At 72.3% G+C, this 13442-nt stretch carries 11 protein-coding genes; 4 read left to right on the forward strand and 7 right to left on the reverse strand.

Annotation, left to right across the window (positions count from 1 at the left end; all coding sequences use genetic code 11):
• Window positions 1–14: 14 nt before the first annotated feature.
• Together ACF06X_RS11645 and ACF06X_RS11650 are read right to left on the reverse strand one after the other, a co-directional pair.
• Window positions 15–1358, reverse strand: coding sequence for a hypothetical protein (locus ACF06X_RS11645; protein WP_392287057.1), 1344 nt, complete (start codon window positions 1356–1358; stop codon window positions 15–17).
• 140 nt (window positions 1359–1498) lie between these two features.
• Window positions 1499–2095 (reverse strand): TetR/AcrR family transcriptional regulator, encoded by a 597-nt coding sequence (locus tag ACF06X_RS11650; RefSeq protein WP_392287058.1) that lies wholly within the window; start codon window positions 2093–2095, stop codon window positions 1499–1501.
• 390 nt (window positions 2096–2485) lie between these two features.
• Here ACF06X_RS11650 and ACF06X_RS11655 point away from each other — a divergent pair, with 390 nt between their 5' ends.
• The 3 genes from ACF06X_RS11655 to ACF06X_RS11665 all read left to right on the forward strand — a co-directional run bounded on the left by ACF06X_RS11655 (window position 2486) and on the right by ACF06X_RS11665 (window position 4684).
• A complete protein-coding gene (locus tag ACF06X_RS11655; protein WP_158984957.1) occupies window positions 2486–2707 on the forward strand; it encodes a hypothetical protein in 222 nt (73 codons plus the stop codon).
• Between the two features lie 108 nt (window positions 2708–2815).
• Window positions 2816–3175 (forward strand): ArsR/SmtB family transcription factor, encoded by a 360-nt coding sequence (locus ACF06X_RS11660; protein ID WP_392287059.1) that lies wholly within the window; start codon window positions 2816–2818, stop codon window positions 3173–3175.
• Window positions 3176–3298: 123 nt separating this feature from the next.
• The gene (locus tag ACF06X_RS11665; protein ID WP_392287060.1) at window positions 3299–4684 is read left to right on the forward strand and encodes an MFS transporter; all 1386 of its coding nucleotides are present in this window, start codon (window positions 3299–3301) and stop codon (window positions 4682–4684) included.
• Here ACF06X_RS11665 and ACF06X_RS11670 read toward each other — a convergent pair.
• The 5 genes from ACF06X_RS11670 to ACF06X_RS11690 form a co-directional block, all read right to left on the reverse strand.
• Window positions 4629–7709 (reverse strand): alpha-mannosidase, encoded by a 3081-nt coding sequence (locus ACF06X_RS11670; RefSeq protein ID WP_392287061.1) that lies wholly within the window; start codon window positions 7707–7709, stop codon window positions 4629–4631. The genes ACF06X_RS11665 and ACF06X_RS11670 overlap by 56 nt on opposite strands.
• Before the next feature lie 61 nt (window positions 7710–7770).
• Window positions 7771–9051 (reverse strand): glycosyl hydrolase, encoded by a 1281-nt coding sequence (locus ACF06X_RS11675; RefSeq protein WP_392287062.1) that lies wholly within the window; start codon window positions 9049–9051, stop codon window positions 7771–7773.
• A gap of 57 nt (window positions 9052–9108) precedes the next feature.
• A complete protein-coding gene (locus ACF06X_RS11680) occupies window positions 9109–9954 on the reverse strand; it encodes a carbohydrate ABC transporter permease (RefSeq protein ID WP_392287063.1) in 846 nt (281 codons plus the stop codon).
• A 2-nt stretch (window positions 9955–9956) separates the two neighbouring features.
• The gene (locus ACF06X_RS11685; protein ID WP_392287064.1) at window positions 9957–10841 is read right to left on the reverse strand and encodes a carbohydrate ABC transporter permease; all 885 of its coding nucleotides are present in this window, start codon (window positions 10839–10841) and stop codon (window positions 9957–9959) included.
• A 73-nt stretch (window positions 10842–10914) separates the two neighbouring features.
• Window positions 10915–12201: an ABC transporter substrate-binding protein gene (locus tag ACF06X_RS11690; RefSeq protein ID WP_392287065.1), complete on the reverse strand. Its 1287-nt coding sequence runs from the start codon at window positions 12199–12201 to the stop codon at window positions 10915–10917.
• Between the two features lie 173 nt (window positions 12202–12374).
• On the opposite strand from ACF06X_RS11690, the gene ACF06X_RS11695 reads away from it, so the two are divergent.
• Entirely contained in the window at window positions 12375–13406 is a 1032-nt protein-coding gene (locus ACF06X_RS11695) for a LacI family DNA-binding transcriptional regulator (protein ID WP_392287066.1), read from the forward strand.
• Window positions 13407–13442 lie beyond the last annotated feature (36 nt).

Consider the following 13442-nt stretch of genomic DNA (forward strand, 5'->3'; position numbering starts at 1 on the left):
CGTGAGCGGGTGGCTCAGCCGCACCCTCCGCAGCCACCGCAACCGCCGTCCCCGTCCCCGCCGCTCCCGCTCCCGCTGCCGCCGCAGCCGTGGGAGTTCTCCGACCGGCGCGGCTGCGACCAGGGGAGCGGCGGGTCCGCGCTGACCGCGGCGACACCCCAGGCCGATCGCGCCCGCGCGCGGTCGGCCTCCTCCCGCAGGGCGGCCTTGACCCGCTCCCGCCGGGCCTCCTCGCGCCGTACCGCCTCCCGGTGGGAGCCGTCGGCCGGTTCCCACCGGCCGAGACGGTGGCGCCGCCGGGGCAACAGAGGCGCGGCGGTGACCTGGGAGACGATCCGGGTGTCGCCGTCGTACACGGCGCACTCCAGGACGACTTCGGCGCCGTCCCCGGGAACTCCGTACAGAACGGCCTCGTACGGCTCCGCCGCGGCGTCGATGTCGTGGTGCTCCGCGCGCAGAGTGGGGGCGGAGGCGCTCCGCAGCAGACGGTCGCCGCCGCGGGTGGGGCGGAACCAGGAGGCGTACGCGATCAGGGGCCGCGCCGACGGGGTGCGCGCGTCGGCGTGGATCCAGTGGTGCCGGCTCGACGGGTCCGTCCGTACACCCACGATCAGCGCGGGCTGCGGCCCGTCCCGCAGGCGGCGGGCCGCCCGGCGGGCGGCGAGACCGTGACCGAGGAGCGAGGTGCCGAGCACGAGGAGCGGGAGGGCGGTGTTCTGCTGCCCGACGGCGTCGTACGGGACGGTGCTGTCGCGTGCCGACAGGTCACGGACGAGCCCGTCGACGAGGAGACCGGCCGCGGCGAGACAGAGGCCCGAGCCGATCAGGATCCAGCGGCGGCCGCGGTGCCGGTGCGTCGCGGGCAGGCCGTCCGGGAGGGGGAACCGGCCAGGACCGGCCGCGGCCAGCGCGAGCCCCCGCTGGCGGCGGCGCGCCGCGAGACGGGCGAGGACGCCGACGAACGCCCAGGCGCAGACGGCGAGGACGAGGGCGTGCCCGAGCCGGCCCGCCGGGCCGGCCGCGCGCTCGAGGGAGGTGAGCGTGCCCGCCGCGACGACGACCGTGGAGAACAGGGCCGGGACCGGCAGGTGGCGGAACCACAGCGGCAGCGAGAAGAGCAGCACCGTCTCGGAATAACCCGCCCACGCGGTGCCGCGCCGGACCGTCTCGGGCGCGTCCCAGAAGGTCAGCACGGACGCGACGACGACCACGACGGCGAGGACCCAACTGCCTGCCGCGGGCGCGAAGAGGGCGGGGATACGGGCCGCCAGCCAGCGCTCGGCGTCGGCGACGCTCCAGCGCGCGACGCCGTTCTCCGGAATCGCGGCGGGGGGAAGGTACTTGACGTGGTCGGTCATGGCGTCACCCCTGGGTAACGATCGACGTGAGGACCATGCCCAGTGTGGACGACGGAAGCTTCGTACCGATGGCCGTTTCTAGAAAGATCTTCTATTCGGCAGGAGGATCTGGACCACCCGGAAGGCCGGCCGGCCCGCGGCTAGTCGGGCCGCAGCGAACGCCAGATCCGGTCGGGCAGGATGCGCGCGGCCTGGTTCAGGTCGATGTCGTACGTGCTGGACAGCCAGCGACGCGCGGTCTCCTCGACCGGACCCATGACCAGCACCTCGAGCACGGGAGTGGGCAGCGGTGCGATCTCGCCCGCCTCGATGTGCGGGCGCAGCCACTCGGCGATGGAGGCGAACTTGACCGCCTTGAACGCCCTGATCTCCTCGGCGTGGGTGGCGAGATAGCCCGAGTAGGCGGAGGCGTGCAGGAAGAGCGCGGCGTCGCGGTGCTCCACCGTGAACCGCAGATAGGCCTTGACGAGGGCGCGGACTCCGGTACGGGGAGTGCGCGTGCGGTTGAGATCGGCGAAGACCTCGTCGCACAGCTGTCCCAGGCAGCGGATGTAGAGGCCCGCGGCCAGACCGTCGAAGCTGCCGAAGTGGTGATAGAGACTGCCCAGACTGACGCCGCTGGCCGCGGTGACCGCGTTCACCGTGAACCCCTGCCGGCCGCCCTCCGCGTACACCTGGAGCGCCGCGGTCAGGAGCCGGTCGACGGTGGCCTCGCCACGCTGTTGCTTAGGGGACATGGTGGATTCCCGCGCGGATTCCCGTCGACGTCATGGGCGTCAGCCTAGCGCAAGCGGATCCCCCGGAACCCAGTCGAAAAAGGTGGCATAAGGCCTGGTCGGCCGGGTGTTGAGGGGGCACGGGAGGCGTACATCCGGAGAGCGGTTCGGACACCCGCGGCACCCGTGCCGAGCCTCTTGATCGACAGGATGCGTGCTCCGCTCGCCGAGAGTGAGCGGGGTTCTCTTGGCGATGTTCCGGGCTCGTGCCGTCCGGCGTAATCTCCGTGTGAATCCGGCCACTTGGGCGGAGGGTGGCGCCATGGGCCCCGGGCGGGATCGCCCGGGCGGACATGGGGCGTGCGTTCGAGTCTGTGCTGTTGCTGTCCCTCGGGGCATACTGGTTACACGATGACGAACCGATCCGCGCCCCGGCGCCACCTGTCCACCAGCCCCTTCGCGGCTCCCGTCGATCCCGTGATCAAGGAGTTCGCCGTCGGTGACCGCGTCTCCCATGATCGTCACGGTCTCGGGAAGATCATTGGCATGGAGCCGACGGGTGCGCTTCTCGTCGACTTCGGAGCCAGCCAGATCCGCGTCCTGAGCCCCTACAAGGGCATGCACAAGCTCTGACGGCACCCTCCTGATCCGCCCCGGTCCCCTTCGCCCGGGGCGGTTCTCGCCCTGCGGGGTTCTCGTCCCGCGCGGTTCTCGTCCCCGTACCGCGCCTACGATGGCCTCATGTCCGGACGCGAGGGAATCTCAACGGCGAGTGATGTGCACGAGCGCACCCCGGGCGCACGGGAGCTCACCGCCGCGGCGGGGGTCTTCGCGCTGCTCGCGGACCCGACCCGACTCCATCTCGTGTGGCTCCTGACGCGCGGGGAAGCGGATGTCACCGCCCTCGCCGAGGCCTGCGGCGCCGCCAGGCCCGCGGTGAGCCAGCATCTGGCCAAGCTCCGGCTCGGAGGCCTCGTCCAGCACCGCAAGGACGGGCGCCGGGTGGTCTACACGCTGCCGGACGGGCACATGCGGCGTCTCGTCGTCGAGGCGATCAGCCACGCCGATCACCAGGTGACCGGCGAGCCGTGGCACGACTGACGGCGGCCACGCGCAAAGGTCCCGATCGACCCGGCCTGCAGCTGAAAAATTCAACATGTGCGCACCCGTGCACACGTCAGTTACGGTGGTGAGGCACCCCGTAGCCGAACGAGGGCGGACCTCATGCTGTCCGTGCTGCGCCACCCCACCTACCGCCGCCTCTTCACGGCCCAGGTCCTCGCCCTGGCGGGTACCGGGCTCGCGACGGTCGCGCTGAGCCTGCTCGCGTACGACCTCGCCGGCGCCGACGCCTCCGCCGTCCTCGGCACCGCCCTCGCGATCAAGATGGTCGCCTACGTGACCGTCGCCCCGCTGATCGGCGCGGTCGCCGACCGGATACCCCGGCGGGTGCTCCTCGTCGCCACCGACCTGATCCGCGCGAGCGCCGCCCTGGCGCTGCCCCTCGTCGACGAGGTGTGGCAGGTCTACGTCCTCATCCTGCTGCTCCAGGCCGCCTCGGCCGCCTTCACCCCGGCCTTCCAGGCCACCATTCCCGACGTCCTGCCCGACGAGCGCGACTACACACGCGCCCTCTCCCTCTCCCGCCTCGCCCACGACCTGGAGAACCTCCTCAGCCCGGCCCTGGCGGCGGCCCTGCTGGCGTTCCTCCCGTCCGGCGCCCTCTTCGCCGGTACCGCCGCCGGGTTCCTCGCCTCCGCGGCCCTGGTCGCCTCCGTCCTGCTGCCCGCCCCCTCCCCGGCCGAGCGGACCGGTGGCGTGCTCACCAGGGCCGCCTTCGGCACCCGGCTCTTCCTCGCCACCCCGCGCCTGCGCGCCCTCCTCGCGCTCGAACTCGTCGTCGCGGCCGCCGGCGCCATGGTCCTCGTCAACACCGTCGTCCTGGTACGGGACGTGCTCGCCCGCCCGGCCGGCGACGTCGCGCTCGCCTTCGGCGCGTACGGCGCGGGCTCGATGGCCGCGGCGCTCTCCCTGCCCCGGCTCCTCGACCGGGTCGGGGACCGGGCCCTGATGCTCCCCGCCGCCTTCCTGGCGACCGCCGTCCTCGCCCTCCTCCCGCCCGGCCTGAGCGCCGCCCCCGGCCCATGGTCCTGGCCGGCCCTGCTCGCCGCCTGGTGCGCCGTCGGCGCCGCCACCTCGGCGGTCCTGACGCCCGGCGGGCGGCTCCTGCGGCGCTCGGCGGCGACCGCCGACCTGCCGGCCGCCTTCGCGGCCCGCTTCTCCCTCGCCCACGCCTGCTGGCTGCTCACCTACCCCCTCGCGGGCTGGACGGCCGCGCGCGCCGGGCTCACGGTCTCGGCCGGCGCGCTGAGCGGCGTCGCGCTCCTCGCGGCCGTCGCCGCCGTGAGGCTGTGGCCGCGCACGGACCCCGACGAGCTGGAGCACGTCCATCCCGAGCTGGCGCCGGACCACCCGCACCTGCGCGGTGCGGCCCGGCGCCACGCTCATGACTTCCGGATCGACTCCCTCCACCCGCGGTGGCCCGGCCCCGACCTCACCGAGCGGCCCGAGCGGCCCGAGCGGCCCCGGAGCGGGCGAAGCGCAGCGTGAGGAGCTGGAAGGGGCGCAGTCGCAGCTCCAGCGCGCCGTCCGCCTCCCGCACGGCTCCGTCCGGTACGTCGGCGAGCGGGCGCTCCAGGAGGTCGCAGACCCGCACCCCCGCGAGGTCGAGGGCCGTGGTGAGCCGGGCGCGGGCGCGACCGCCCCGGGACTCGTAGAGGCGCACGACGACATCGCCGCCGCCGTCGTCGGCGAGCTTCACGGCGCTGACCACCACGGCGTCGTCGTCCACCGCCACCAGCGGGGCGACGTCGGCGTCCCCCGGAACCCGGCGCTCCGGCAGGTTGACTCGGTAGCCCTCGCGGACCGCGTCACCCACGGCGGCGCCCGGCACCAGGGCATGCCGGAAGCGGTGCACGCCCTGGTCGGTGTGCGGGTCGGGGAAGCGCGGGGCGCGCAGCAGTGACACCCGTACGGTCGTGGTCGTGCCGCCGTCGGGCCGGACGGTGCGGGTGACGTCGTGACCGTAGGTGGAGGCCGTGACCAGCGCGACGCCCCAGCCCGGCTCCTCCAGGTGGACGAAGCGGTGGTTGCACGCCTCGAACTTGGCCGCCTCCCAACTGGTGTTGGTGTGGGTCGGGCGGTACAGATGGCCGAACTGGGTCTCGGCGGCGTAGCGGTCGGTGTGGAGGTCGAGGGGGAAGGCGGCCTTGAGGAACTTCTCCGTCTCGTGCCAGTCGACCTCGGTGTCCAGGTCGAGCCGGGGCGATCCGGCGGTCAGGGTGAGCGTCTGGACCGCGCGGGAGGCGCCGAAGGAGCGGGTCACCCGCACCGACACCGCCTGCGGGGAGTCGGCCGCCACGGCCACCTCGTCGGCCTCCGTCAGGTCGGTGACCGTGTTGCGGTAGAACTGGTCGACGTCCCAGGCGTCCCACATGTTGGGGAAGTCCGGGTGGATCTGCAGCAGATTGGCGGCGGCGCCCGGCGCGAGCGCCTCCCGGCCCTCGGCGAGGTCGACCACCGACACCACCAGACCGCGTCCGTCCACGGCCACCCGCAGCAGCCCGTTGGAGAGCGTGAACCCGCCGCCCGGCCGCGGCTCCACGACGCAACCGCCCGCCGCCGCGGTGACCACCCGCCCGCCGCCCGCCGGGACGCCCGACCGCTCGTGCGGGGCCGCGTTGAAGACGACCTCCCCGCGCGGCTCCCCTCCCGCCGACTCGTCACCGGCGAGCACCCGCTGGGCACGGTCGACGATCCCGTTGAGCTCCTCGGCCACCTTCGCGTACGTCCGCTCCGCCTCCCGGTGCACCCACGCGATGGAGGAGCCCGGCAGGATGTCGTGGAACTGGTGCAGCAGCACCGTCTTCCAGATCCGGTCCAACTCCTCGTACGGATAAGGGAATCCGGTCCGGACGGCGGCCGTGGCCGACCACAGCTCCGCCTCGCGCAGCAGGTTCTCGCTCGCCCGGTTGCCCTGCTTCGTCCTCGCCTGACTCGTCAGCGTCGCCCGGTGCAGCTCCAGATACAGCTCGCCCACCCAGACCGGCGGGTCGGGATACTCGGCCTCGGCCTTGGCGAAGAACTCGGCGGGCCGCTCCCAGCGCACCCGCGCCGAGCCTTCGAGGTCCCGCAGCCGGGCCGCCTTCGCGATCATCTCGCGGGTGGTGCCGCCGCCCCCGTCACCCCAGCCGGTCGGCGCGATCGAGTGTCGCGCCCGCCCCTTGTCCTTGAAGTTGCGGACCGCGTGGGCGATCTCCTTGCCGCGCATCGAGCAGTTGTACGTGTCGACCGGCGGGAAGTGCGTGAAGATCCGGGTCCCGTCGATGCCCTCCCAGCGGAACGTGTGGTGCGGGAAGGAGTTGACCTGACTCCACGAGATCTTCTGCGTCAGCAGCCACTTGGACCCGGCGGCCTTGATGATCTGCGGAAGCCCGCCCGCGAAGCCGAAGGTGTCCGGCAGCCAGGCCTCCTCGTTCTCGACGCCGAACTCCTCAAGGAAGAACCGCTTGCCGTGCACGAACTGACGGGCCATCGCCTCCGAACCGGGCATGTTGGTGTCCGACTCCACCCACATGCCGCCCGCCGGCACGAACCGGCCCTCCGCGACCGCCTTCTTGACCCGCGCGTACACCTCCGGGCGGTGCTCCTTGATCCACGCGTACTGCTGCGCCTGCGACATCGTGTAGACGAAGTCCGGCTCGTCCTCCAGGAGCGCGGTCATGTTGGCCGTGGTCCGCGCCACCTTGCGGACCGTCTCGCGCAGCGGCCACAGCCACGCCGAGTCGATGTGGGCGTGGCCGACCGCGCTGATCCGGTGCGCCGACGGTTCGGCGGGCGAGGCGAGCACCCCGGCGAGGCGTTCCCGGGCGGCGGCGGCCGTCGCGTTCACGTCCTGGAGGTCGATGGCGTCCAGCGCCCGCTCGATCGCCCGCAGGATGTCCCAGCGGCGTGCCCCCTCCACGGGCAGTTCCGCCATCAGCTCGCCCAGCACCTCCAGGTCGATCACCAGCTGCCACACCGTCTCGTCGAAGACGGCCAGCTCCATCCGCTCCAGCCGGTACTGCGGTGTGTCGCCCGCCGTCTCCTTCTCGCCGAGCGCCGTCGGCAGGAAGGGGTGGTAGTCCAGGATCACCGGATTGGACGCGGCTTCCACATGGAGCAGCACCTCCTCGCCGCCGGTCGCGGGGGCGGCGATCCGCACCCACTGGTTGCGCGGGTTGAGCCCCTTCACCGGCGAGCCGTCCGGCCGGTAGACCAGGCCCTCGCACTGGAAGCCCGGCATGTTGGCGTCGAAGCCCAGGTCGATCAGCGCCTCGACGGTCCGGCCCGCCCAGGCCGCCGGCACCGTGCCGGAGACGGTGAGCCAGCTCGTACCCCAGGGCGCTCCCCAGGCGTCGCCGACGGCGATGGGGGTACGGGGGGCGGCCAGGCCCTCGGCCACCGGCACCGGTTCGTCGGGCGCCGTCCAGATCCCGACCTCCAGGGGCACCGACTCGGGGTGGATCGCCGGCCGGATCCGTTCGTCGAGGACCCGCTTGAGTCGGGATTCGATCAGCTCGCGGTCGTCATGCATGGCACTCGCTCCATCACGTGTGAGGCTGGCGCGTGGGTGGGGACGGGGTGGGCGCGGTCGGTCAGGACCGGGCGACGTCGTCGACGGTCACGGTCTCGGTGATCCCGCGGGCGGCCAGATGCGCCGGGTCCGAGGCCCGTCCGGCCAGCACGGTCGTCGGCCTTGCGCCGTCGGCGGCCAGCCGCGTGAACGCCTCGAAGAACGCCCCGCCGGGGGCGCAGACCGAGCGCTTCGCCGCGTCGTCCGGCAGGTCCAGGACCAGCGCGGTGGTGCGCGGCCGGGCCCGGTGCCCGCGCGCGCGGACCTCCTCGACGATCCGCGCGAGGGCCCGCCCGGCCGGTTTCACCTCGCGGTCGTTGGTCAGCAGGCCCAGGCTGTACTCCAGTTCGGGGAAGTCGGCGAGCGCACGGTCGACGTCGTGGGAACACCACCAGGTGATACCCCACAGATCCGGGCAGTCGAGCGCGGCGGCCACCGTTGTCCGGGTGAAGTCGGCGGCCCGGTCGGCGGCGATGTGCGGCGCTGGCGCCCCGACCTCCTGCAGCCACACCGGCCGTCCGGGATCCTCGGCCCAGGCCTTCGACAGCTCGATCATGTACGCCGCGTGGAGCCCGGTCGCCGGGGCCTCGGCGCCGTAGCGCTGCGCCGTGCCGTTGAAGACCCAGGAGTGGACGGCCGTCGCCGCGCCGAGCCGGGCCGCCTGGGCGGGCGTGAACGGGTGGTCGTCGAGGTACCAGGCGGCGTCGTACTCCGCGTGCAGGTGCAGCCTCCCGGGCGCGCCCCGCTCGCAGGCGTCGAGCATGCGGCGGAGCCAGGCCTCGGCCTCGCCGGGGGTGATCCGGTCCGGGTCGGGGTGCGGATCGCCGGAGAACTGGTTGATCTCGTTGCCGAGGGTCATGCCGATGAACCCCGGCCGGTCCGCGAGCGCGGCGGCGAGGGTGCGGAGATAGGCGGCCTGGCCGTCGAGCACCTCGGGGTCGCTGAACATGTTGCGCCGGTGCCAGGTGAGCGTCCAGGAGGGCCGGAAGTCGAAGCTGGACAGATGGCCCTGCAGGCCGTCGACGGCGACGTCGAGGCCGCGTTCGGCGGCCGCGTCGACGAGCTGGACCAGTTGCTCGACGGCGCGGGCCCGTATCAGGGTGCGGTTGGGCTGGAAGACGGGCCACAGCGGGAACACCCGGACGTGGTCGAGGCCCAGCGCGGCGATCGAGTCGAGGTCGGCCCGGACGGCGTCGAGATCGAAGTCGAGCCAATGGTGGAACCAGCCCTGCGACGGCGTGTAGTTGACGCCGAAGCGAGGGGTGCGACGGGGTTCGGTGGGGGAGGCCTGGGACGGGGTCATGCGCGGCATCGACTCCTTTGCGTCGGTCATCCCTTGGTGAGCCCTGCTGTCCCTCGGTCATCCCTTGAGGGCGCCTTCCTCGACGCCCTTGAAGAAGAACCGCTGGAGGGCGGCGAAGACGGCGACGATCGGCAGGAAGGCGATCATCGTGCCCGCGGCGATCAGCCGGGGGTTGGCGGCGAACGTGCCGTTCAGGTACTGGAGTCCGACGGTCAGGGTGTACCGCTGGGGGTCGCTCAGGACGATCAGCGGCCACAGGAAGTCGTCCCAGGCACCGATGAAGGTGAAGATCACGACCACGCTGAGCATGCCCCGTACGTTCGGCAGGCCGACATGGATCAGGCGCTGCCAGACGTTGGCTCCGTCGACGAGCGCGGCCGCGTCGAGCTCCGGCGGGACGGCCTGGAAGGCCGTGTACATCAGCAGGACGTTCAGCATGGCGATCGCCCCGGGAAGGGCCACGCCGATGAGGGTGTCCGTCAGTCCCATGCCGCGCACCGTGACGTACTGCGAGACGATGGTGACCTCGCCGGGCAGCACCAGCGTGGCCAGGAACAGGCCGAGCACCAGTCGTACGCCGCGGAATCTCAGCCGGGCGAGCGCGAATCCGGCGAGGGTGGCGCCCACCACGTTGCCGACGACCGCGATCCCGGCCACGGTCAGCGAGTTGACCGCGTAGGTCCACACCGGGATGGTGTCGGCGACCTGGGCGTAGTTGGCGAAGGTCGGGTCGTCGGGCAGGAAGTCCGGCGTACGGGAGTACACGTCCTCGCCGGGGCCCTTGAGAGAGGTGGACAGCTGCCACAGGAACGGGCCGATCGTGAGCAGCAGCACCACGGCCAGGAGCAGATAGCGTCCGGCCTTCCCGGCCGGCGTCACCGTGCCGAATCCCCGTGCGGGCATGGTCAGGCCGCCTTCCGGTTGAGCCGGGCGAGCAGCAGCATCGGGCCGACGGTGATCACGAAGAGGAGCAGGCTCAGGGCGGAGGCGTAGCCGATGTGCCCGGTGAAGCCGCGGCTGTACATCTGGATGAGCATCACCACCGACATGTCCCGGCCGCCGGGGCCGCCGGTGCCGTTGGACAGGACGTACAGCTCGGAGAAGACCCGCAGCGCGGAGACGGATATCAGGACCGAGACCAGCATCATCGCCGGCCGGACGCCGGGCAGGGTGACGTGCCAGAACCGGCGGACGGCGGACGCGCCGTCGACGGCGGCGGCCTCGTGCAGCTCGCGGCCCACGTTCCCGAGCGCGGACAGGTAGATGACCATGTAGTAGCCGAGGCCCTTCCACACCGTCAGTCCGATGGCGCTGAACAGCAGCAGCCAGCGGTCGGTGAGGAAGGAGACCGGCCGGTCCGCGAGGCCGAGCTGTCCCAGCATTCCGTTGACCAGGCCGCGGTCGTCGAGCACCCAGCCCCAGATCAGCGCCACCACGACGGCGGAGGCGACCACGGGGGTGTAGAACGCGGTACGGAAGAAGGTGATGCCGGGCAGCTTCTTCTCCACGAGGAGCGCGAGCAGCAGCGGCAGCAGGGTGAGCAGGGGCAGACAGACGAGGAGATAGACGATGCTGTTGACGAGCGCGTCGATCAACTGCTCGTCGCTCAGGGCCCGTTCGTAGTTGTCGAGGCCGGTGAAGTGTCCGCCGCCCAGCGGCTTGGCGTTGGTGAAGGACAGGATCACGGTGTTGACGGCGGGCCACAGGTTGAAGACGGCGAGCCAGACCACGGCCGGCCCGGCGAGCAGCCACGGAGTGAACCAGCGCCGGTGGGTGAGCCGGTGTGTCATGGGAGCCTTCCGCTCGGGCGTCAGTCCTTCAGTCCTTTCAGTCCTTTCAGTCCTTTCAGTCCTTTCAGTCCTTTCAGTCCTTCAACATCTGGTTGCAGCGGGCGACCGCCGTGTCCAGCGCCTCCTTGGAGCCGGCCCGGCCGCTGAGGGCGAGGGCGATCTGCTGGTTGATCACCGTCTTGATCGCGTCGTTGGCCTGGACGGGCTCCAGCATCCTGGCGCCGGCGAGCGAGGTGAAGGCCGTGACCTTGGCGTCGCCCGCGTTGGTGCCGTCGCTCCGGCTGAAGAAGGCGTCCGACGCCGAGGCCTTCGTCGAGGGGAAGATGCTGGTGAGGCGGGCGAAGGCGGCCTGGTTCCCGGCGTTGGTGACCCAGCGCGCGAGCGCCAGGGCGGTGGCCCGGTTCTTCGTCCCCTTGGAAACCGACAGGCCCTGGACGTACAGCGGCGGGGTGCCCATGGCGGGGGAGGAGACCACCTGGGGCGCGAGGCTCGGGTTGTCGGCGGCGAGCGAGGTGATGTAGTTGCCGCCGGCGGTGGTCCAGGCGACCGTGCCGGAGGTGAACAGCTTGGCGTTGCCGGCGTACTTCTCGGTCAGCACGTCCTTGGGGAGCAGGCCCTCCTCGAAGGCGTCCCGGTAGGTGTCGAGGAGCGCGGCGGCCTCGGGGGTGTTGAAGGTGAAGGTCCTGCCGTCGTCGGACATGAGCTTCACGCCCGCGTTGGCGAAGTCCATGAGGCCCGGCTTGCGGCTCATCAGGTAGACCGAGCCGTTCGACTTCTCCTTGACGGTCCTGGCCGCGGCGATCAGCTCGTCCAGGGAGGCCGGGGGCTTCTTCGGGTCGAGGCCGTAGCGGGTGAGGAGCGTCGCGTTCCAGTAGTTCACATCGGTGTTGAGATACCAGGGGTAGCCGTATGTGCCGTCCTGGCCGGCGAAGCGGTAGGCGGCGGTGGCGCCGTCGACGTAGTCGGCGTCCAGCTTCGGGTCGGCCTTCGCCACGTCGAGCAGCATGTGCTGCTTCACCAGCGGGAGGGCGAAGTCCGGCGGGAGGTTGACCACGTCGGGCAGGGTGCCGCCGGCCGCCTGGCTGAGCACCTTCTCGGAGTAGCCCTCGCCGGGCTGGTCGAGCCACTCGACCCGGACTCCGGGATGCTTCTTCTCGAAGGCGTCGATCACGCCCTCCATGTACGCGGTGAACTTCGGCTTCAGGGCCCAGGTCTGCAGCGAGACCGTGCCGGTCACCTCGCCCCCGGCGGCGGCGTCGCCCGCGCCGTCGGAGCCGTTCGGGTCGCCGAGGCCGCAGCCGGCGAGCGCCGCCGCGGCGACCGCGGCCACGGCCAGCCGTATCCAGTGGCTTGTACGCATGCCTGTACGCATGGGTGAGTCTCCCGGTCTGTTCTGACGGAGGCTGTCCGACGGAGGCGAGCAGGGCAACTAAACCGGTCTAGCGATGGGGGACTATGCTCCGGCTAGACTCCGCTGTCAAGGGAGTGCGCGGGCGCGTCCCGAGGACGCGAAGAGGACGGAAGGGGCGCCGCGTGGGCAGACCGACGATCGCCGACATCGCCCGGCGGGCAGGGGTGTCCAAAGGCGCGGTCTCCTTCGCGCTCAACGGCAGGCCCGGTGTCAGCGCGGCGACCCGGGAGCGCATCCTGCGGGTCGCCGAGGAGATGAACTGGCGCCCGCACAGCGCCGCGCGCGCCCTCGGCGGCGCCCGGGCCGGCGCGGTGGGCCTCGTCCTGGCCCGCCCGGCGCGGACCATCGGCCTCGAACCCTTCTTCAGCCAGCTGCTCAGCGGTCTGCAGGCCGGTCTCTCCGTGCGCGGCACCGCGCTCCACCTGCTCGTCGTCGAGGACACGGCGGCCGAGACCGAGGTCTACCGGCGCTGGACCTCCGAGCACCGGGTGGACGGCTTCGTCCTGGTCGACCTCCAGGTCCGCGACCCGCGGATCCCCGTCCTGGAAGAACTCGGCGTGCCCACGACGGTGATCGGCGGGCCGGGGCGCCACGGCCGGCTGCCCAGCGTCTGGGCGGACGACCGCGAGGCGATGGTGTCGATCGTCGACTACCTCGCCGCCCTCGGCCACCGCCGGATCGCCCACCTCGCGGGACTCCCGGCCTTCCAGCACACCCAGCGCCGCATCCGCGCCGTACGGGACAGCGCGAAGCGCCTCGGCCTGACCGAGGCCGTCTCGCTGCCGACCGACTTCAGCGACGCCGAGGGCGCGGCCGCCACCCGGGCGCTGCTCGCCCGCCCCCAGCGGCCGACCGCGATCATCTACGACAGCGACGTCATGGCGGTGGCCGGTCTCGGCGTGGCCGCCGAGATGGGCGTGGCGGTCCCGGGCGAGCTGTCCATCGTCTCCTTCGACGACTCCGCGCTCGCCCGGATCGTGCACCCCTCCCTCACCGCCCTCTCCCGCGACACCTTCGCCCTCGGCGAGCAGGTCGCGCGGGAGCTGCTCGCGGTCGTCGACGACCCGGCGGCGGCGCGCGACGTCAAGAACCCCACGCCCCGCCTGACGGTCCGTGAGTCCACCGCCCCACCCGGTCTTGACCCGGCCGACTAAAGCCGTTTAGCCTCCGGGGCGAGCCGGTCGCCCCGT

Source organism: Streptomyces sp. NPDC015346, from assembly GCF_043078785.1.
GTDB lineage: Bacteria > Actinomycetota > Actinomycetes > Streptomycetales > Streptomycetaceae > Streptomyces.